This window comes from Streptomyces sp. H27-C3, from assembly GCF_030063415.1.
Taxonomy (GTDB): Bacteria; Actinomycetota; Actinomycetes; order Streptomycetales; family Streptomycetaceae; genus Streptomyces.
In genome coordinates, this window is sequence record NZ_JASITA010000025.1 from 67,066 (window position 1) to 83,710 (window position 16,645).

Consider the following 16,645-nt stretch of genomic DNA (forward strand, 5'->3'; position numbering starts at 1 on the left):
ATGGAGATCTTCGAAACAGCCTTCATGCAGCGGGCGCTGCTCGCCGCCGTCCTGGTCGGCATCACGGCCCCGGCCGTCGGCATCTACCTGGTGCAGCGCCGCCAGGCCCTGATGGGCGACGGCATCGGACATGTCGCGATGACCGGCGTCGGCCTGGGCTTCCTGCTGAACAGCAACCCGGTGTGGATGGCCACGCTCGTATCGATCGTCGGCGCCGTCGCGATGGAACTGATCCGCTGGTACGGGCGCATGCGCGGCGACCTGGCGCTGGCCATGCTCTTCTACGGCGGCATGGCGGGCGGTGTGCTGCTGATCAATCTGGCGCCGACCGGCTCCAACGCCAATCTTTCCTCGTACCTCTTCGGCTCGCTCGCGACGGTCTCGGACGCGGACGTGATCGCGATCTGCGCGCTGGCCGCCTTTGTGATGCTGGTCACGCTCGGGCTGCGGCGCCATCTCTTCGCCGTCAGCCAGGACGAGGAGTTCGCCCGGGTCACCGGGCTGCCGGTGCGGGTGCTCAACCTGCTGATCGCCGTCACGGCGGCGGTCACCGTCACCGTCGCGATGCGCGTCGTCGGGCTACTGCTGGTCAGCGCGCTGATGGTGGTGCCGGTGGCCGCGGCGCAGCAGATCTCGCGGAGCTTCCTGGTGACGTTCGTGCTGGCGGTGGCCATCGGTACGGCCGTGACTCTGGCGGGCACGGTGACCTCGTACGAGTACGACGTGCCGCCCGGCGCGACGATCGTGCTGCTGGCCATCGGGGTCTTCGTCGCACTGACCGCGCTGGCCACGCCACTCGCGAGACGACGGGCACGGGCCCTGCGCGAGGTGGGCCCGCAGGACGCGGCCGAGTGCGGTGTCGAGGCGGCGGACGCGCAGCCGGCGGGCCTGCCCGCCGCGCGTCGGCCCGCTGACGGCACACTGGTCTGACCGGGAGCCCGGGGCGACCTGACAGAATGGCCCGACATACGTACGGGCGACCAGAGGAGGCACCTGTGACGACTGCGGGAACCCCATCCCCGGTGCGTGGCCGGTCCACCCGGCAGCGGGCCGCCGTAGCGGCCGCGCTCGACGAGGTGGCCGAGTTCCGCAGCGCGCAGGATCTTCACGACATGCTCAAGCACCGGGGTGACTCGGTGGGGCTGACGACGGTCTACCGCACCCTGCAGTCCCTCGCCGACGCGGGCGAGGTGGATGTGCTGCGCACCAGCGAGGGCGAGGCGGTGTACCGGCGCTGCTCGACCGGCGACCACCATCACCACCTGGTGTGCCGGATGTGCGGCAAGGCGGTCGAGGTCGAGGGGCCTGCCGTCGAGTCGTGGGCGGAACAGATCGCCGCCCAGCACGGCTATGTGAACGTCGCCCACACGGTGGAGATCTTCGGGACCTGCGCGGAGTGCGCCGCGGCCCCCTCCGCCACCTGAGGGCCCGGGAGGCCCCCGCACGACCCCATGGAGGGGCAGGGTCTCCCCAGCCCCTCAGCGCAGACCTCCGCCCGTCAGGCGGAGGCTTCGTCGTTGGCCGCGGCGCCATTGCCGCCCGCGGAGCCGTCGTTGGGCAGTGCGCCGCCGAACCTGCGGTCGCGGGAAGCGAATTCGTGGCAGGCGTCCCACAGATTGCGGCGGTCGAAGTCCGGCCACAGGACGTCCTGGAAGACCATCTCGGCGTACGCGCTCTGCCAGATCAGGTAGTTGGACGTGCGCTGCTCACCGCTCGGGCGGACGAACAGGTCGACGTCCGGCATGTCCGGGTAGTAGAGATACTTCGCGAGGGTCTTCTCATTGATCTTCGACGGGTCGAGCTTCCCCGCCTTCACATCGACCGCCATGGCGGCCGCCGCGTCCGCGATCTCCGCGCGCCCGCCGTAGTTGACGCAGAAGTACAGCGTCATCGCGTCGTTGTCCTTGGTCTGCTCCTGGGCGACCTGGAGCTCCTCGACGACGGACTTCCACAGCTTGGGCATGCGGCCCGTCCAGCGGATGCGGATGCCCAGCTCGTCCATCTCGTCGCGGCGGCGGCGGATGACATCGCGGTTGAAGTTCATCAGGAAGCGGACCTCGTCGGGCGAACGCTTCCAGTTCTCGGTGGAAAAGGCGTACAGCGAGAGGTTCTTGACGCCCATCTCGATGCAGCCCTTGAGCACGTCCATGACGACGCCCTCGCCGACCTTGTGGCCCTCGGTGCGCGGCAGCCCGCGCTCCTTGGCCCAGCGGCCGTTGCCGTCCATGACGATCGCCACGTGCTCGGGGACCAGCTCACTCTGGATGCGCGGAGGGCGCGCGCCGGACGGGTGCGGCTCCGGTGTCTTGTAGTCGCGCCGGTTTCGGCCCAGGATCCCGCGTCGTGCCATGAGCTTTCGTCTCCTCTTTCTCGAACCGGCCGGCTCTCTCCGACCGGCCGGTCCTACTTCTCCACGTACCGCAGCGAGCGCAGTCCGCGCTCCAAGTGCCAGTGCAGATAGGCCGACACCAGCCCGCCGCCCTCCCGGACATGCCGCGGCTCGCAGCTGTCCGCGGTCACCCAGTCCCCGGTGAGCAGCGCGCTGAGCAGGCCGACGGCCTCCGCCGAGGGTACGACGCTTCCGGGCACCCGGCAGTCGCCGCATATGACGCCGCCCGCCGCGACCGAGAAGAACCGGTTCGGCCCGTCGAGGCCGCACCGCGCGCAGTCGACGAAGCTGGGCGCGTAGCCGTTGACGGCGAGCGAGCGCAGCAGGAAGGCGTCCAGGATGAGGTTGGGCGCGTGCTCGCCGCGGGAGAGGGTGCGCAGGGCGCCGACGAGCAGCAGGTACTGCTGCACGGCCGGCTCGCCCTCGTGGTCGGTGAACCGCTCGGCGGTCTCCAGCATCGCGGTGCCCGCGGTGTAGCGGGTGTAGTCCGTGACGATTCCGCTGCCGTAAGGGGCGATGATCTCGCCCTGGGTGCACAGCGGCAGTCCGCGTCCGACGAGCTCGCTGCCGCGTGAGAAGAACTGCACGTCGACGTGGGAGAAGGGTTCGAGGCGGGCACCGAATTTGGACTTCGTACGCCGTACCCCGCGGGCGACGGCGCGCACCCGCCCGTGGCCGCGGGTCAGGAGCGTGATGATGCGGTCGGCCTCACCCAGCTTCTGAGTCCGCAGCACGATGCCGTCGTCGCGGTACAGGCTCATGGGGTTCATTGTCCCGTACGCGCGTGGGCCGCCGTGCGCGCGGGGGAAGCGGACTTTCGGACCCATAGATCATATTTATGGGGGCATAGCCGCAAGACGGGTACCGGGCTGAGGGTAGCCTTGCCAAAGTTGCGGATGAGACAGCGCTGTCGCCGCACCTGTTGCTCCCGAGGCGCCCGATCACCGTGCCTCGCCCGCCGGCACCTGCCCCCGGTGGGACCCGCTCGTTCGAAGGGAACCGCCCATGCCCCGCCCCCTGCGGGTCGCGATCGTCGGTGCCGGCCCCGCCGGGATCTACGCCGCCGACGCACTGCTGAAGTCCGATGCCGCATCCGAGCCCGGTCTCTCCATCGACCTCTTCGAGCGGATGCCCGCCCCGTTCGGGCTGATCCGGTACGGCGTCGCGCCCGACCACCCCCGCATCAAGGGCATCGTCACCGCCCTCCACCAGGTCCTCAGCAAGCCGCAGATACGTCTCTTCGGAAATGTCGACTACCCGTCCGACATCAGCCTCGACGACCTGCACGAGTTCTACGACGCGGTGATCTTCTCCACCGGCGCGGACGCGGACCGGGCGCTGGACATCCCCGGCATCGAGCTTGAGGGCTCCTACGGGGCCGCGGACTTCGTGTCCTGGTACGACGGCCACCCGGACGTGCCGCGCGGCTGGCCGCTGGAGGCCGAGAAGGTCGCGGTGCTCGGCGTCGGCAATGTGGCCCTGGACGTGGCCCGCATCCTCGCGAAGACCGCCGAGGAACTGCTGCCGACCGAGATCCCGCCGAACGTCCACGCGGGCCTGGTCGCCAACAAGGCCCTTGAGGTCCACGTCTTCGGGCGGCGCGGCCCAGCGCAGGCCAAGTTCAGCCCGATGGAACTGCGCGAGCTGGACCACTCCCCGAACATCGAAGTCATCGTGAACCCCGAGGACATCGACTACGACGACGGCTCCATCGCGACCCGCCGGGCCAACAAGCAGGCCAACATGGTCGCCTCCACGCTGGAGAACTGGGCGATCCGCGATGTGGGCGAGCGCCCGCACAAGCTGTTCCTGCACTTCTTCGAGTCCCCCACCGAGATCGTCGGCGAGGACGGCAAGGTCGTGGGGCTGCGCACCGAGCGCACTCAGCTCGACGGCACGGGCAACGTCAAGGGCACCGGCGAGATGCGCACCTGGGACGTGCAGTCCGTGTACCGGGCGGTCGGCTATCTCTCCGACGAGCTGCCCAAGCTGCCGTTCGACTTCCTGACCGGCACAGTCCCGCACGAGGGCGGCCGGGTCCTCGAGAACGGCGAGCACCTGAAGTCGACGTACGTCACCGGCTGGATCAAGCGCGGCCCGGTCGGCCTCATCGGCCACACCAAGGGCGACGCCAACGAAACGGTCGCCAACCTGCTCGACGACCACACCAACAGCCGTCTGAGCACCCCCGCCACCCCCGACCAGGACGCCGTGGTGGGCTTCCTGGAGGCCAAGGGCGTCCCGTACACGACGTGGGAGGGCTGGGGCCGCCTGGACGGCGCGGAGAAGGCGCTGGGCGAGGCTGAGGGCCGTGAGCGCGTGAAAATCGTCGAGCGTGAGGCGATGGTCCGGGCGAGCGCCGCGCAGGACTGACCACGGCTCCCTACGGTCCGCCCGGGACCACCAGACCCGACTCGTACGCGACGATCACCAGTTGGGTGCGGTCCCGGGCGCCGAGCTTGCCCATGATGCGGCTCACATGGGTCTTGGCCGTGAGCGGCGAAAGGCCGAGCGTCTCGGCGATCTCCGTGTTGTTGAGGCCGCGGGCGACGAGGGCCAGCACTTGACGCTCGCGGTCGGAGAGGCTGCCGGGTCCGGCGCCGCCGCCGAGCGCCGGGGGTTCGGGGGCGCTCAGTGCGCGGGCGATCAGCCGGGCCGTCGGGCCCGGGGACAGCAGGGACTCGCCGGCCGCGACCGTGCGGATGCCGTCGAGCAGTTCGGCGGGTCTGACGTCCTTCACCAGGAAGCCGGACGCGCCGCCCGCAGCGCGTCGACGATGTGCTCGTCGGTGTCGTACGTGGTGAGGATCAGGACGCGCACGCCGGCCAGGTTGTCGTCGGCGGCGATCAGCCGGGTCGCCTCGATACCGTCGAGGTCCGGCATCCGGATGTCCATCACGACGAGGTCCGCGCGGGCGCTCCGGGCCAGTTCGACGGCCTCGCGGCTCGCACCGGGTCCTGCCGGAAGGGGCGCGATTCGTCGCACGTACGGGCGAGTTGGGCGGTACTGCCGGAGGCGGTGGGGGGGGCTTCGCCACTCCCCCGGGAGTAACGACCTCCCCGGCGGCCGGGAGCCCGCTCCGCATCGCGGGGGAGGTCGTAAGGGGTGCGTCAGGACGGCGTGCGCGCCGCCGCGAGCAGGCGGGCCGTGTCGTCCGGGCAGATCAGCAGTGCGCCGCCGACGATCGTCAGGACCTCGCGCTCGGACGGGCTGTACGGGCCGTCCGCCAGGGCGATCCTGGCGCCCTGGAGCAGGATGGCCTCCCGGCCGACCGGGGCGAGGTGCGGGGCGAGCGGTTCGAGTGCCTCGTGCAGTTCGATGGCGAGCGCGGCGCCGCAGGGTTCGGACGTCCCCTCGCACGCGCCGGGGAGGCGTCCGGTGTCGGCGGCCAGGGCCTCGATGAGGGTGGTGAGCTGGTCCTCGGTGCAGTCCTCGTATCCGGCGGCGCGGACCGCGGTGACGGCCGTTCTGCGGACCGCACGGGAATCGGTGCCGCCCGCGGCCAGCACGGCGAGCGCGACCGTGTGGACGGCGTCGCGGAGCATCGCGGAGAAGCGCACGGTGGTGGGGTGGTCGAGAGCGTCGGTGCCGAAGTGGTTCTGGCAGGCGGCGCATTCGACGACCGGGCCGGCGTAGCCGCGCGGCAGCAGTGGAATGCCGAGCACGGCGAAACGGCGGCGGCCGGTGCGACGGCGGAAGTTGCGGTCACCACCGCAATCGGGACAGAAGAACTCACCGTCACCGACAGTGGTCCAAGCGGTGCGAACGCCCCACATACTCAGTTTTCGGCCATGGGCTGGCAGCACGTCGCACCTCCGTAACGCTCCGGCAACACTGCCGCATTGACGTGATGTTAGCCACATCAGTGATGCGGCGTCAGCACCCTGTCACCGCACGAGCGGGCCCCGCACACCGTCGCGGGTGCGCGGGGCCGGAAAAACCTCAGGTCAAAGGGCGTCGGCCGAGTCGGTGGCGACTCGAACACAAGATGAAGTCGCCCTGGCGCAAACCCCCTCAGCGGGCCGCCCTGTTCACTGCGGAGACGACCGCCTTCAGCGACGCGCGCGTGGTGTTGGCGTCGATACCGATGCCCCACAGCACCTGGCCGTCGATCGCGCACTCGATGTACGAGGCGGCCTGGGCGCTCGCTCCCTCGCTCATCGTGTGCTCCTGGTAGTCGAGCAGCCTGGCGTCCACGCCGACGGCGGCCAGCGCGTCGAAGAAGGCCGAGATCGGACCATTGCCGGTGCCGGTCAGCACGGTGTCCGTGCCGTCGACGACCGCCTCGACAGTCAGGGTGTCGACGCCGTCGGTGTCGGTGGTGGTCTGGCCCGAGCGCAGCTGGACGCGCCCCCAGCGGGCCGTCGTGTCCTCCGGGCTGGGCAGGTACTCGTCCTGGAAGGCCGACCAGATCGCCTTGGGTGTGACCTCGCCGCCCTCCGCGTCCGTCTTCGCCTGGATGATCCGGGAGAAGTCGATCTGCATGCGGCGCGGCAGGTCCAGCTTGTGGTCGTTCTTCAGGACGTACGCGATGCCGCCCTTGCCGGACTGCGAGTTGACCCGGATGACCGCCTCGTAGGAGCGGCCCACGTCCTTGGGGTCGATGGGCAGGTAGGGCACCGCCCACTCGATCTCGTCCACCGTCTTGCCCTGGGCGGCCGCGTCGGCCTCCATGGCGTCGAAGCCCTTCTTGATGGCGTCCTGGTGGGAGCCGGAGAAGGCGGTGTAGACCAGGTCGCCCGCGTAGGGGTGGCGGGGGTGGATCTCCATCTGGTTGCAGTACTCGGAGGTGCGGCGGATGTCGTCGATCTGCGAGAAGTCGATCTGCGGGTCGACGCCCTGGCTGAAGAGGTTCATGCCCAGGGTGACCAGGTCGACGTTGCCGGTGCGCTCGCCCTGTCCGAACAGGCAGCCCTCGACGCGGTCCGCGCCGGCCATGATCGCCAGCTCGGCGGCGGCGACGGCGGTGCCGCGGTCGTTGTGCGGGTGGACCGACAGCGCGATGAACTCGCGGCGCGACAGCCGGCGCGACATCCACTCGAAGCGGTCGGCGTGCGTGGACGGCGTGGAGCGCTCCACGGTGGCGGGCAGGTTCAGGATGATCTCCCGGCCCGCCTCCGGCTGCCAGACGTCCATGACGCCCTCGCAGACCTCCAGCGCGAAGTCCAGCTCGGTGTCGGTGAAGATCTCCGGGCTGTACTGGTAGCCGAACACGGTCTCCGGGCCCAGCAGCTTCTCGGCGTACTCGACGACCAGCCGCGTACCGTCCACGGCGATCTGCTTGACCTGCTCCTTGGAGCCGCGGAAGACAACCCGGCGGAAGGTCGGCGCCGTCGCGTTGTACAGGTGGACGGTGGCCCGGTGGGCGCCGCGCAGCGACTCGACGGTGCGCTCGATCAGCTCTTCGCGGGCCTGGGTGAGGACCGAGATCGTCACGTCGTCGGGGATCGCGCCCTCTTCGATGATGGAGCGTACGAAGTTGAAGTCGGTCTCGCCGGAGGACGGGAAACCGACCTCGATCTCCTTGTAGCCCATGCGCACCAGCAGGTCGAACATCTCGCGCTTGCGGGTCGGCGACATGGGGTCGATCAGCGCCTGGTTGCCGTCGCGCAGGTCGGTCGAGAGCCAGCGCGGCGCCTTGGTGATGCGCCCGTTGGGCCAGCTGCGGTCGGCGATGTCCACGGCGTCGTACGGGCCGTACTTGCCGATGGGCATGCCGGACGGCTGCTGGGTGTGCGTGGCGTTGGTGACCGGCGTGGGGCGGCCGGCGGGGCTGTTCATGGCGTAGGGCTCCTCGGTGTCCAGCGGTGGGACGGCCGACTGTGTCGCTGCAGCACCAGACTCCGCGGGGAGGGGGTCGGCCTGTACTACAGACCCTCGCCGCGGCAGCTAAGGAGGAGCAGCCCGTAACGCATGATGTTCCGCAGCCTAGCTCAGGGGCGCCGAGGGCGCGGGCCCGTATCAGTATGCGATATCAAGCATCCGTAACGGTAGAACAGTGACCCTTCACTCGATTTCACCAATCATGGTGGCAACTAGTGACAGCGGCATGACCCGGTGCCACATTGCCGCCATGAACGTCTTCCATCCCGCTTTCTGCACCATCATCCCGCCGCATGTCCTCGACAAGCTGGCCCAGGCCGAGGACCCCGCGCTCGCAGGCCCCGCCCGCCGCACCCTCGAAGCGGACGCCGCCCGGCGCACCCACCGCCGACTGACCACGGTCCTCGGCTCGCCGCCGGTCGCGGCGCCCATGGGCGCCGCCGAGGGCAAGCCCCAGCGGACCATCCACGACGCGAAGAACAAGACCGACCTGCCCGGCCACAAAGTCCGCGGCGAGGGCGACAAACCCGGCAAAGACGCGACCGTCAACCGCGCGTACGCGGGCCTCGGCGCCACCTACGAGCTGCTGAACAAGGCCTTCTCGCGCAATTCGATCGACGACAGCGGGCTGCCGCTCATCGGGACCGTCCACTTCGACGAGCAGTACGGGAACGCCTTCTGGGACGGCACCCAGATGGTCTTCGGCGACGGCGACGGCGAGATCTTCCTCGATTTCACCCTCCCGGTGGACGTCATCGCCCACGAGCTGGCCCACGGCCTGACCCAGTACACGGCCAACTTCACGTACTTCGGCCAGCCCGGCGCGCTCAACGAGTCCGTCTCGGACGTCTTCGGCTCCCTGGTCAAGCAGTACGTCAACGACCAGACCGCCGACCAGGCCGACTGGCTGATCGGCGCGGGCCTGCTGGCCGAACGCGTCAACGGAGTGGCCCTGCGCTCCATGAAGGCCCCCGGCACGGCGTACGACGACGACGTGCTCGGCAAGGACCCGCAGCCCGCGACGATGGACGAGTACGTCCGTACCGGCCGGGACAACGGTGGTGTCCACATCAACTCCGGCATCCCGAACCGTGCCTTCTACCTGCTCGCCGAGGCTCTCGGCGGCAAGGCGTGGGAGCGGGCGGGACGGATCTGGTACGACACGATCACCAGCGGGGAGCTCCAGGTCGACGCGAGCTTCGCCGACTTCGCCCGGGTCTCCGTGGCCGCCGCGCACGCGCGTTTCGGCGACGGAGAGGAGCACGGAGCGCTGCTGAAGGCGTGGTCCCAGGTCGGGGTGCCTACCGGCTGAGCCGTATCCGTACTAGACAGGACCCATGCGTATTCAAGTGCGGCGCACGGGAGGATTCGCCGGCATCGAGCGCCATGCCGAGGTGGAGACCTCGGGACGGCCCGATGCCGGTGAGTGGCACGCCCTGGCCGACGAGGCGGTGGCCTCCGGCCGGAGCACGCCGCCGCTCGGGGTGCCGGACGGATTCAGCTACCGGATCACCATCGACGGCAAGACCGTCTACTGCGCGGACCCACGGTTGGGCGAGGCGCAGCGCCGGCTCATCTCGCGGGTCCTGAAAGAAGGCGTGTAGCGGACCTCCAGTGATCTGATGCGCGGTATGACCCTTGTGACGACCGACGCTTCCGATGCTGCCGCGCTCGCCGACTTCGAGCGCTATTACGACGCCGTACCGCGCTCCGCCGCGCGCGCCGAGGGCTTCGGTCCGCTGACCCTGTTCGTACGCGACCCCGACGGCGCGGGCTTTCCCTACTACGCCCGGCCCACACTGGGCTGGACCGGCGCCCCGGTGACCGCCGAGGCGGTGGAGCGGGTCAGGGCGCGGCAGCGGGATCTCGGCGTGCCCGAGACGTTCGAGTGGGTGCCGGAGACGACACCGGCCCTGCGCCCGGCTCTGGAGGAGAGCGGGCTCGCGGTGCGGAAACGTTGGCTGATGCTCCTGGACGACAGGGGCGCGGCCCCGGCGCCGCATCCGCTGGTGCGCCTGCTGCGGGCCGACGACCCGGCCCTGCCCGGCGCGCTCGCCGTGCCGCATCTGGCCTTCGCCGAACTCGGCACGGCGGTGGGGGCCGCGGGCGCCGACGAGCTGGCCGCCATGATCGCCTCCCAGCGGGGCGACGGCTCGGTGGAGCGGATCGCCGGCCGGATCGGGGCCGGGCAGTCCGTGGTGGCCGCGGCCGTCGATGGCGGTGTGGTGCTGTGCTCGGGCCAGTACCTCCCGGTCGGCACGGTCAGCGAGATCGTCGGCATCGGCACGCTGCCGACGGCGCGGCGCCGCGGGCTGGCCGTCTCGGTCACGGCGGCGCTGACCTCGGACGCGCGGTCGCGCGGCATCGACACGATCTTCCTGACGGCCACGGACGAAGCGGTGGCGCGGATCTACTCGCGGGTCGGCTTCCGGCACATCGGGACGTCGATGGAGGCGGCGGTCGCGGAGTAGCCCGCGGCCCCGGGCGGGCCTCAGACCCCGGCTTCGCCCTCGGGTCCTGTGAAGTCGTACTCGTCCACGGCCAGGTCGGCCCCGGTGTCGACGAGGAAACGCAGCATCTCCGTGGACACCAGCCAGCCGTGCGTCGCGACCTCGGTGGCCGAGTTCCGGTACTCGCGCACCACTTGAAGGACCGCCCCGCCGTCCTCGCCCTCTTCTTTCGCGAGTTGGGCGGCGAGGGCGGCGATCTCGTCCCGGTAGATCAGCAGCCGGCCCAGGACCCGCTCCATCTGCTCGTCGACAGGGAGGTCGGGGTCCCGGCACTCGACGACCCATCGGTGGTGCCTGGGCACATCGTGTTCCGGGAACTCGCTGCCGCGGACCGAGGTCCCGTCGGGGGTGAGGCCGAGCCGGGCCGTCATCGCGTCCGCGGTCGTCTCCTTGCTGTACAGAGCGAAGTAGACGTACTGATCGAGGTGCATCGCGTGACCGTACCCGTTGGCACGGTCACGCCCTCGACCCCTGAGGCCTAGAAGCCGAGCTTCCGCAGCTGCTTCGGGTCGCGCTGCCAGTCCTTCGCGACCTTGACGTGCAGGTCGAGGAAGACCGGCGTACCCAGCAGCGCCTCGATGTGCTTGCGGGACTTCGTCCCGACGTCCTTCAGGCGCTGACCCTTCGGGCCGATGATGATGCCCTTCTGGCTCGGACGCTCGATGAACACATTCGCGTGAATGTCCAGCAGCGGCCGGTCCGCGGGCCGCCCCTCGCGCGGCAGCATCTCCTCGACGACCACCGCGATGGAGTGCGGCAGCTCGTCGCGCACACCCTCCAGCGCCGCCTCACGGATCAGCTCCGCGATCATGACCATCTCGGGCTCGTCGGTGAGGTCGCCCTCCGGGTACAGCGGCGGGCTCTCCGGCAGCAGCGGGATCAGCAGATCGGCGAGCAGGCCGACCTGCTCGCCGCCGACGGCCGAGACCGGAACGATCTCCTGCCACTCGAAGCCGAGCTCCTTGGAGAGCTGATCGAGAGCGATGAGCTGCTCCGCGAGCTGCCGCGAGTCGACCAGGTCCGTCTTGGTGACGATCGCGATCTTCGGGGTCTTCTTGATCCCTGCGAGTTCCTTGACGATGAACTTGTCACCGGGGCCGAGCTTCTGGTCGGCGGGCAGGCAGAAGCCGATCACGTCGACCTGGGCCCAGGTGGTGCGTACGACGTCGTTGAGCCGCTCGCCCAGCAGGGTGCGCGGCTTGTGCAGCCCAGGGGTGTCGACCAGGATCAGCTGCGCCTCGGGCCGGTGCACGATGCCGCGCACGGTGTGGCGGGTGGTCTGCGGACGGCTGGAGGTGATGGCCACCTTCTGGCCGACCAGAGCGTTCGTCAGGGTGGACTTGCCCGCGTTGGGGCGACCGACGAAGCAGGCGAAGCCGGCTCTGTGGGGGGCTTCGGATGCGTGGGTGCTAGCGCTCATGGGGCCCATTCTCCCCGATCGCCCGCGCCGCGCTGACCAGAGGCCCGAGAAGCACAGCGCGCACGGCGGCGTACGCGCCCCCCGGCGGCTCCCGTCGCGGCCCGGCGCCGGTGCCACGGCGAGCGGCCGGGGCGGGACGGAGAAGCGGACGGCGGCTCTCTCGCGCGTCGCGCCGGTCCCGACGGCCGTCGGGAGCCTGACCTCGCCCCATGCGAGTCGGGGCACTCCCGCCCGGGGCTTCCCCGGGCGCACCTGCCGATCGGGCAGCGGCTCGGCGGGGATCTTCTTCAGCCCGCTGGAGGGCGGCCTACACGGGGAAGGAGATCTCGGCCCCGAGGTCGACGAGGTCGACGAGGTCGACTTTTGGACGAGTGGGATCGGGGTGACGTCGCCCAACTCGTCCGGAGGTGGTGCGGGGGTGGTGCGGGGGCCTGCTCAACCCGCGGTGACCGTCGCGCGCAGCTCCCCGTCCGGGCCGGCCACCAGCACCGGCGCCGCGGGTCCGCCCAGGTCACGTACCGCCGCGCGGTCCTCGTCCGACGCGCTCCGCGCCTCGGTGACCACGGCCGCGGCCTCCAGCGACTTCGCGCCACTGGCGACGGCCATCGCGACGGCGGTCCGCAGGGCACTGAGCTTCAGCGAGTCCAGCTCCACGGTCCCGGCGACGTACGTCCGCCCGGTCTCGTCGCGCACGGCCGCACCCTCCGCGACCCCGTTGCGGGTACGGGCACTGCGCGCCAGCGTGATGATCTTGCGGTCCTCGGGGCCGAGCTCGGTGTTCTGCGTCGTCATGACCCGAGCATAACGACCTGGGGGGCAATGGAGCGTGGATCAGCGAGCGGCGTCCTGCGGCTTCGCATCTTAGGCGGAGGAGGGAGGCGACGCGGAGCGTCGTCGACCGACGACAACGCCGGAGGCGGAGCCGCAGGGCGCCGGGAGCCCGCGCACTATTGCCCCCCAGGTCGTAAGGAGCGGGCGCGCTCAGCCCGCGACCGGGTACATCGAGCCGCGCCGGCCTTCGGGCGACGCCGGCCACTCCAGCTTGGCCGCCGTGTCCGCCTCAGGGAGCGGGGTGCGCAGGACGATCGACAGGTCCGGCGTCCCGCTGCTCGGCGTGCTGGCAGCGACGCAGGGTGAACTCTTCGACGGCGTGCGGACGGCGCCGGCCGTGGACGCGGTGATCCTGCTGGCCGCCGCGGGTCCGGTCGCGGCGGGACTGCTCGCCGGGCGCACCCGGCAGCGGCGTTGAGACAGGTGGTTCAGGGCCGGTCGAGCCGCAGGCGCTCCGCCTTGGGCAGACCGGCCACCACCAGGTCGTACGAGTCCTCGATCAGCTCACGGACCGTCCGGTCCGGGAGGCCGCCGACGGTGACCGTGTTCCAGTGGCGCTTGTTCATGTGCCAGCCGGGGGCGATCGCCGGGTGCTCCTCGCGCAGCCGGACCGCGATCTCCGGCTCGCACTTGAGGTTGACCTTCAGGGGCTCACCGTCCAGTGAGCTGAGGGCGAAGAGCTTGCCGAGGACCTTGAAGACCGAGGTCTCCGGGCCGAACGGGAACTCTTCGACCGCCGCGTTGAATTCCAGGCAGAACGCCCTCAGCTCCTGCGGGGTCATTTCGTCGCTTTCTCTTCGGTCGGCTCGACGAGCACTGTGACGATCTTGTTGCGGCGGCCCGCCGGGGACTCCGCGGTGAGCCGCAGGGCGCGGCCGTCCGGCAGGTCGACGACGGCGGAAGCGCCCGCGATGGGGACGCGTCCGAGCGACTTCGCCAGGAGTCCGCCGACGGTCTCCACGTCCTCGTCGTCGAGTTCATCGAGGCCGTAGAGCTCGCCGAGGTCGCCGATGTCGAGGCGGGCGGTGACGCGGTAACAGCCTTCGCCCAAGTCGTCGACGGGCGGCAGTTCACGGTCGTACTCGTCGGTGATCTCGCCGACGATCTCTTCCAGGATGTCCTCGATGGTGACGATGCCGGCCGTGCCGCCGTACTCGTCGATGACGACGGCGACGTGATTGCGCTCCTGCTGCATCTCGCGCAGCAGGTCCCCGGCGTTCTTCGTGTCGGGGACGAAGACGGCGGAGCGCATCGCGGTGGAGACCAGGTCGGACTCGGAGTCGCGGTTGATGTGCGTCTTCCTGACCAGGTCCTTGAGATAGACGATGCCGACGATGTCGTCCTCGTTCTCGCCGGTCACCGGGATGCGGGAGAAGCCGGAGCGCAGGGCGAGGGTGAGGGTCTGGCGGATCGTCTTGTAGCGCTCGATGGAGATCAGGTCGGTCCTGGGGACCATGACCTCGCGTACGAGTGTGTCGCCGAGCTCGAAGACCGAGTGCACCATGCGGCGCTCGTCGTCCTCGATCAGGGACTCCTGCTCGGCCAGGTCGACCATCGCGCGCAGCTCCGCCTCGCTGGCGAAGGGGCCCTTGCGGAAACCCTTGCCGGGCGTCAGCGCGTTGCCGATGAGGATCAGCAGTTGCGGGATGGGGCCCATGATCCGGGCCAACGGCAGCAGAACGTACGCCGACGCGGTCGCCGTGTTCAGCGGGTGCTGGCGGCCGATGGTGCGCGGCGACACCCCGACGGCGACATAGCTGACGAGGACCATCACCGCGATGGCGATGGCCAGCGCCTCCCAGGTCTCGTCGAACTCGCGCAGGCAGACATATGTGACGAGGACCCCGGCCGCCATCTCGCAGGCGACCCGCACCAGCAGCGCGACATTCAGATAGCGGACCGGGTCGGCGGCGACCTGCGCCAGCTTGGCGCTGCCGCGGCGGCCCGCGCGGGCCGCCTCGTCGGCGCGGAACGTGGAGACGCGGGCGATGCCCGCCTCCGCGCACGCGGCGAGCCAGGCGACGACGACCAGCAGGACCGCGCCGGTGATCAGTTGCGCGGTCATGAAACGGTCGGCGCGGGCGACGGGCCGGTCATTCCCTGGTCCGAGCGCCAGCCGTCGACGATCGCGGCCTGGAGGCCGAACATCTCGGCCTTCTCGTCCGGCTCCTCGTGGTCGTAACCGAGCAGGTGCAGCACACCATGGACGGTCAGGAGCTGAAGCTCCTCGTCCATGGAGTGCTGCGTCTCGGCTTCCTCACCCTGGGACTTGGCGATCTCCGGGCAGAGCACGATGTCACCGAGCAGGCCCTGCGGGGGCTCTTCGTCGTCCTTGACCGGCGGACGCAGCTCGTCCATCGGGAAGGACATGACGTCGGTCGGACCCGGCAGGTCCATCCACTGGATGTGCAGCTGCTCCATGGCGGCGGTGTCCACGACGATCACCGAGAGCTCGGAGAGCGGGTGGATACGCATCCGGGTGAGCGCGTAGCGGGCGATGTCGAGGATCGCCCGCTCGTCGACCTCGGTTCCGGACTCGTTGTTGACATCGATCGACATGGTGCTGGGTTACTACTTCCCGTTGCGGCTGTCGTACTGCTCGTACGCGTCGACGATACGGCCGACCAGCTTGTGCCGGACGACATCCTGGGAGGTGAGCCGGGAGAAGTGGACGTCGTCGAGGCCCTCCAGGATGTCCTGGACCTGACGCAGACCGCTCTGGGTCCCGCTCGGCAGGTCGACCTGGGTGACGTCGCCCGTGATGACGATCTGGGAGTCGAAGCCCAGCCGGGTCAGGAACATCTTCATCTGCTCGGCGCTGGTGTTCTGCGCCTCGTCCAGGATGATAAACGCATCATTAAGGGTCCTGCCTCGCATGTATGCCAGCGGCGCCACCTCGATCGTCCCCGCCGCCATCAGCCGCGGGATCGTCTCCGGGTCGAGCATGTCGTGCAGCGCGTCGTAGAGCGGGCGCAGATACGGGTCGATCTTCTCGTAGAGCGTGCCGGGCAGGAAGCCGAGCCGCTCGCCCGCCTCGACGGCCGGCCTGGTCAGGATGATCCGGTTGACCTGGTGGGACTGCAGGGCCTGGACCGCCTTGGCCATGGCGAGATACGTCTTGCCGGTGCCCGCGGGGCCGATGCCGAAGACGATGGTGTGCTTGTCGATGGCGTCGACGTACCGCTTCTGGTTGACCGTCTTGGGGCGGATGGTGCGGCCGCGGCTGGAGAGGATGTTCTGCGTGAGGACCTCGGCGGGGGTCTCGGTGGTCGCCGTGCCGTTGCCGTTTCCGTCGGCCTTGAGCATGGCGATCGAACGTTCCACAGCATCCTCCGTCATCGGCTGCCCGGTGCGGAGCACCAGCATCATCTCGTCGAAAAGGCGCTGGATCAGGGCGACTTCCACCTCGTGACCGAGCACGCTCACCTGGTTGCCCCGGACATGGATGTCGACGTCCGGGAACGCCTTCTCGATGACGCGCAGTAGGGCGTCACCGGAGCCCAGGACGGTCACCATGGGGTGCATGGCGGGGACCGAGAAGTGGGCTCGTGCCTGCCCCGGCGCGGGGGCGGCTGGGTCTGGAGCTTCAGATGTCTGAGTCATGGGCCGGCACAAAGGCCTGCACATACCTCCCGCTGCAGGGTTCTCGCTGCTCGACAACCTCTGGAACAC

18 protein-coding genes and 2 pseudogenes are annotated in these 16,645 nt (G+C 69.9%); 7 read left to right on the plus strand and 13 right to left on the minus strand.

All coding sequences use genetic code 11. From position 1 onward, the window contains the following. Both QMK30_RS23810 and QMK30_RS23815 read left to right on the plus strand, forming a co-directional pair. On the plus strand, positions 1 to 930 hold the full coding sequence (locus QMK30_RS23810) for a metal ABC transporter permease (RefSeq protein ID WP_283520341.1): 930 nt from the start codon (positions 1 to 3) through the stop codon (positions 928 to 930). A gap of 26 nt (positions 931 to 956) precedes the next feature. Then, entirely contained in the window at positions 957 to 1,424 is a 468-nt protein-coding gene (locus QMK30_RS23815; protein ID WP_283520342.1) for a Fur family transcriptional regulator, read from the plus strand. A gap of 74 nt (positions 1,425 to 1,498) precedes the next feature. On the opposite strand, the gene QMK30_RS23820 is transcribed toward QMK30_RS23815, so the two are convergent. Both QMK30_RS23820 and recO read right to left on the minus strand, forming a co-directional pair. Continuing rightward, a complete protein-coding gene (locus QMK30_RS23820; RefSeq protein WP_283520343.1) occupies positions 1,499 to 2,350 on the minus strand; it encodes an isoprenyl transferase in 852 nt (283 codons plus the stop codon). A 53-nt stretch (positions 2,351 to 2,403) separates the two neighbouring features. Continuing rightward, a complete protein-coding gene (gene recO / locus QMK30_RS23825; RefSeq protein WP_283520344.1) occupies positions 2,404 to 3,150 on the minus strand; it encodes a DNA repair protein RecO in 747 nt (248 codons plus the stop codon). A 244-nt stretch (positions 3,151 to 3,394) separates the two neighbouring features. Between recO and QMK30_RS23830 the strand changes: the two genes are divergently transcribed. Then, the gene (locus QMK30_RS23830; RefSeq protein ID WP_283520345.1) at positions 3,395 to 4,762 is read left to right on the plus strand and encodes an FAD-dependent oxidoreductase; all 1,368 of its coding nucleotides are present in this window, start codon (positions 3,395 to 3,397) and stop codon (positions 4,760 to 4,762) included. 10 nt (positions 4,763 to 4,772) lie between these two features. Here QMK30_RS23830 and QMK30_RS23835 read toward each other — a convergent pair. The 3 genes and pseudogenes from QMK30_RS23835 to leuA all read right to left on the minus strand — a co-directional run. Beyond that, a pseudogene (locus tag QMK30_RS23835) lies at positions 4,773 to 5,341 on the minus strand (LuxR C-terminal-related transcriptional regulator); the annotation flags it as partial. Between the two features lie 158 nt (positions 5,342 to 5,499). Then, positions 5,500 to 6,165 (minus strand): TerB family tellurite resistance protein, encoded by a 666-nt coding sequence (locus tag QMK30_RS23840; protein ID WP_283520388.1) that lies wholly within the window; start codon positions 6,163 to 6,165, stop codon positions 5,500 to 5,502. Positions 6,166 to 6,403: 238 nt separating this feature from the next. Further along, entirely contained in the window at positions 6,404 to 8,170 is a 1,767-nt protein-coding gene (gene leuA / locus QMK30_RS23845; protein WP_283520346.1) for a 2-isopropylmalate synthase, read from the minus strand. 292 nt (positions 8,171 to 8,462) lie between these two features. On the opposite strand from leuA, the gene QMK30_RS23850 reads away from it, so the two are divergent. Genes QMK30_RS23850 through QMK30_RS23860 form a run of 3 tightly spaced genes read left to right on the plus strand, consistent with a single transcriptional unit; the run spans position 8,463 to position 10,683 of the window. Beyond that, positions 8,463 to 9,524 carry a M4 family metallopeptidase gene (locus QMK30_RS23850; protein WP_283520347.1) on the plus strand — a complete coding sequence of 354 codons (1,062 nt, stop codon included), beginning with the start codon at positions 8,463 to 8,465 and terminating at the stop codon, positions 9,522 to 9,524. A 25-nt stretch (positions 9,525 to 9,549) separates the two neighbouring features. Then, entirely contained in the window at positions 9,550 to 9,816 is a 267-nt protein-coding gene (locus tag QMK30_RS23855) for a protealysin inhibitor emfourin (protein ID WP_283520348.1), read from the plus strand. 27 nt (positions 9,817 to 9,843) lie between these two features. Next, a complete protein-coding gene (locus QMK30_RS23860; protein ID WP_283520349.1) occupies positions 9,844 to 10,683 on the plus strand; it encodes a GNAT family N-acetyltransferase in 840 nt (279 codons plus the stop codon). A 20-nt stretch (positions 10,684 to 10,703) separates the two neighbouring features. Here QMK30_RS23860 and QMK30_RS23865 read toward each other — a convergent pair whose 3' ends face one another. From QMK30_RS23865 to QMK30_RS23880, 4 genes and pseudogenes are all read right to left on the minus strand, one after another. Then, on the minus strand, positions 10,704 to 11,153 hold the full coding sequence (locus QMK30_RS23865) for a DUF4279 domain-containing protein (RefSeq protein WP_283520350.1): 450 nt from the start codon (positions 11,151 to 11,153) through the stop codon (positions 10,704 to 10,706). A gap of 47 nt (positions 11,154 to 11,200) precedes the next feature. Continuing rightward, a complete protein-coding gene (era, locus tag QMK30_RS23870; RefSeq protein ID WP_502963211.1) occupies positions 11,201 to 12,151 on the minus strand; it encodes a GTPase Era in 951 nt (316 codons plus the stop codon). Between the two features lie 426 nt (positions 12,152 to 12,577). Next, entirely contained in the window at positions 12,578 to 12,934 is a 357-nt protein-coding gene (locus tag QMK30_RS23875) for a cytidine deaminase-like protein (protein WP_283520352.1), read from the minus strand. Between the two features lie 189 nt (positions 12,935 to 13,123). Continuing rightward, positions 13,124 to 13,240, minus strand: a pseudogene (locus QMK30_RS23880) (XRE family transcriptional regulator); the annotation flags it as partial. On the opposite strand from QMK30_RS23880, the gene QMK30_RS23885 reads away from it, so the two are divergent. Next, the gene (locus QMK30_RS23885) at positions 13,194 to 13,391 is read left to right on the plus strand and encodes a hypothetical protein (protein WP_283520389.1); all 198 of its coding nucleotides are present in this window, start codon (positions 13,194 to 13,196) and stop codon (positions 13,389 to 13,391) included. The pseudogene QMK30_RS23880 and the gene QMK30_RS23885 sit on opposite strands and share 47 nt — an antisense overlap. Before the next feature lie 10 nt (positions 13,392 to 13,401). Here QMK30_RS23885 and QMK30_RS23890 read toward each other — a convergent pair whose 3' ends face one another. The 4 genes from QMK30_RS23890 to QMK30_RS23905 are packed head-to-tail and all read right to left on the minus strand — an operon-like array spanning position 13,402 to position 16,576. Next, positions 13,402 to 13,755 carry an MmcQ/YjbR family DNA-binding protein gene (locus QMK30_RS23890; RefSeq protein ID WP_283520353.1) on the minus strand — a complete coding sequence of 118 codons (354 nt, stop codon included), beginning with the start codon at positions 13,753 to 13,755 and terminating at the stop codon, positions 13,402 to 13,404. After that, on the minus strand, positions 13,752 to 15,038 hold the full coding sequence (locus QMK30_RS23895; RefSeq protein ID WP_283520354.1) for a hemolysin family protein: 1,287 nt from the start codon (positions 15,036 to 15,038) through the stop codon (positions 13,752 to 13,754). The genes QMK30_RS23890 and QMK30_RS23895 overlap by 4 nt, the downstream gene beginning before the upstream one ends. Further along, positions 15,035 to 15,532, minus strand: a complete 498-nt coding sequence (ybeY, locus tag QMK30_RS23900; RefSeq protein ID WP_283520355.1) for an rRNA maturation RNase YbeY — start codon at positions 15,530 to 15,532, stop codon at positions 15,035 to 15,037. Before ybeY ends, QMK30_RS23895 begins: the two co-directional genes overlap by 4 nt. Before the next feature lie 12 nt (positions 15,533 to 15,544). Then, positions 15,545 to 16,576, minus strand: a complete 1,032-nt coding sequence (locus QMK30_RS23905) for a PhoH family protein (protein WP_283520356.1) — start codon at positions 16,574 to 16,576, stop codon at positions 15,545 to 15,547. Positions 16,577 to 16,645: the final 69 nt, after the last annotated feature.

What these genes read in the sequence shown, in the direction of transcription:
- QMK30_RS23810 (WP_283520341.1), top strand. Translation starts at nt 1, where the DNA reads ATGGAGATCTTCGAAACAGCCTTCATGCAGCGGGCGCTGCTCGCCGCC.
- QMK30_RS23815 (WP_283520342.1), top strand. Translation starts at nt 957, where the DNA reads ATGGCCCGACATACGTACGGGCGACCAGAGGAGGCACCTGTGACGACT.
- QMK30_RS23820 (WP_283520343.1), bottom strand. Translation starts at nt 2,350, where the DNA reads ATGGCACGACGCGGGATCCTGGGCCGAAACCGGCGCGACTACAAGACA.
- recO (WP_283520344.1), bottom strand. Translation starts at nt 3,150, where the DNA reads ATGAGCCTGTACCGCGACGACGGCATCGTGCTGCGGACTCAGAAGCTG.
- QMK30_RS23830 (WP_283520345.1), top strand. Translation starts at nt 3,395, where the DNA reads ATGCCCCGCCCCCTGCGGGTCGCGATCGTCGGTGCCGGCCCCGCCGGG.
- QMK30_RS23840 (WP_283520388.1), bottom strand. Translation starts at nt 6,165, where the DNA reads ATGTGGGGCGTTCGCACCGCTTGGACCACTGTCGGTGACGGTGAGTTC.
- leuA (WP_283520346.1), bottom strand. Translation starts at nt 8,170, where the DNA reads ATGAACAGCCCCGCCGGCCGCCCCACGCCGGTCACCAACGCCACGCAC.
- QMK30_RS23850 (WP_283520347.1), top strand. Translation starts at nt 8,463, where the DNA reads ATGAACGTCTTCCATCCCGCTTTCTGCACCATCATCCCGCCGCATGTC.
- QMK30_RS23855 (WP_283520348.1), top strand. Translation starts at nt 9,550, where the DNA reads ATGCGTATTCAAGTGCGGCGCACGGGAGGATTCGCCGGCATCGAGCGC.
- QMK30_RS23860 (WP_283520349.1), top strand. Translation starts at nt 9,844, where the DNA reads ATGACCCTTGTGACGACCGACGCTTCCGATGCTGCCGCGCTCGCCGAC.
- QMK30_RS23865 (WP_283520350.1), bottom strand. Translation starts at nt 11,153, where the DNA reads ATGCACCTCGATCAGTACGTCTACTTCGCTCTGTACAGCAAGGAGACG.
- era (WP_502963211.1), bottom strand. Translation starts at nt 12,151, where the DNA reads ATGGGCCCCATGAGCGCTAGCACCCACGCATCCGAAGCCCCCCACAGA.
- QMK30_RS23875 (WP_283520352.1), bottom strand. Translation starts at nt 12,934, where the DNA reads ATGACGACGCAGAACACCGAGCTCGGCCCCGAGGACCGCAAGATCATC.
- QMK30_RS23890 (WP_283520353.1), bottom strand. Translation starts at nt 13,755, where the DNA reads ATGACCCCGCAGGAGCTGAGGGCGTTCTGCCTGGAATTCAACGCGGCG.
- QMK30_RS23895 (WP_283520354.1), bottom strand. Translation starts at nt 15,038, where the DNA reads ATGACCGCGCAACTGATCACCGGCGCGGTCCTGCTGGTCGTCGTCGCC.
- ybeY (WP_283520355.1), bottom strand. Translation starts at nt 15,532, where the DNA reads ATGTCGATCGATGTCAACAACGAGTCCGGAACCGAGGTCGACGAGCGG.
- QMK30_RS23905 (WP_283520356.1), bottom strand. Translation starts at nt 16,576, where the DNA reads ATGACTCAGACATCTGAAGCTCCAGACCCAGCCGCCCCCGCGCCGGGG.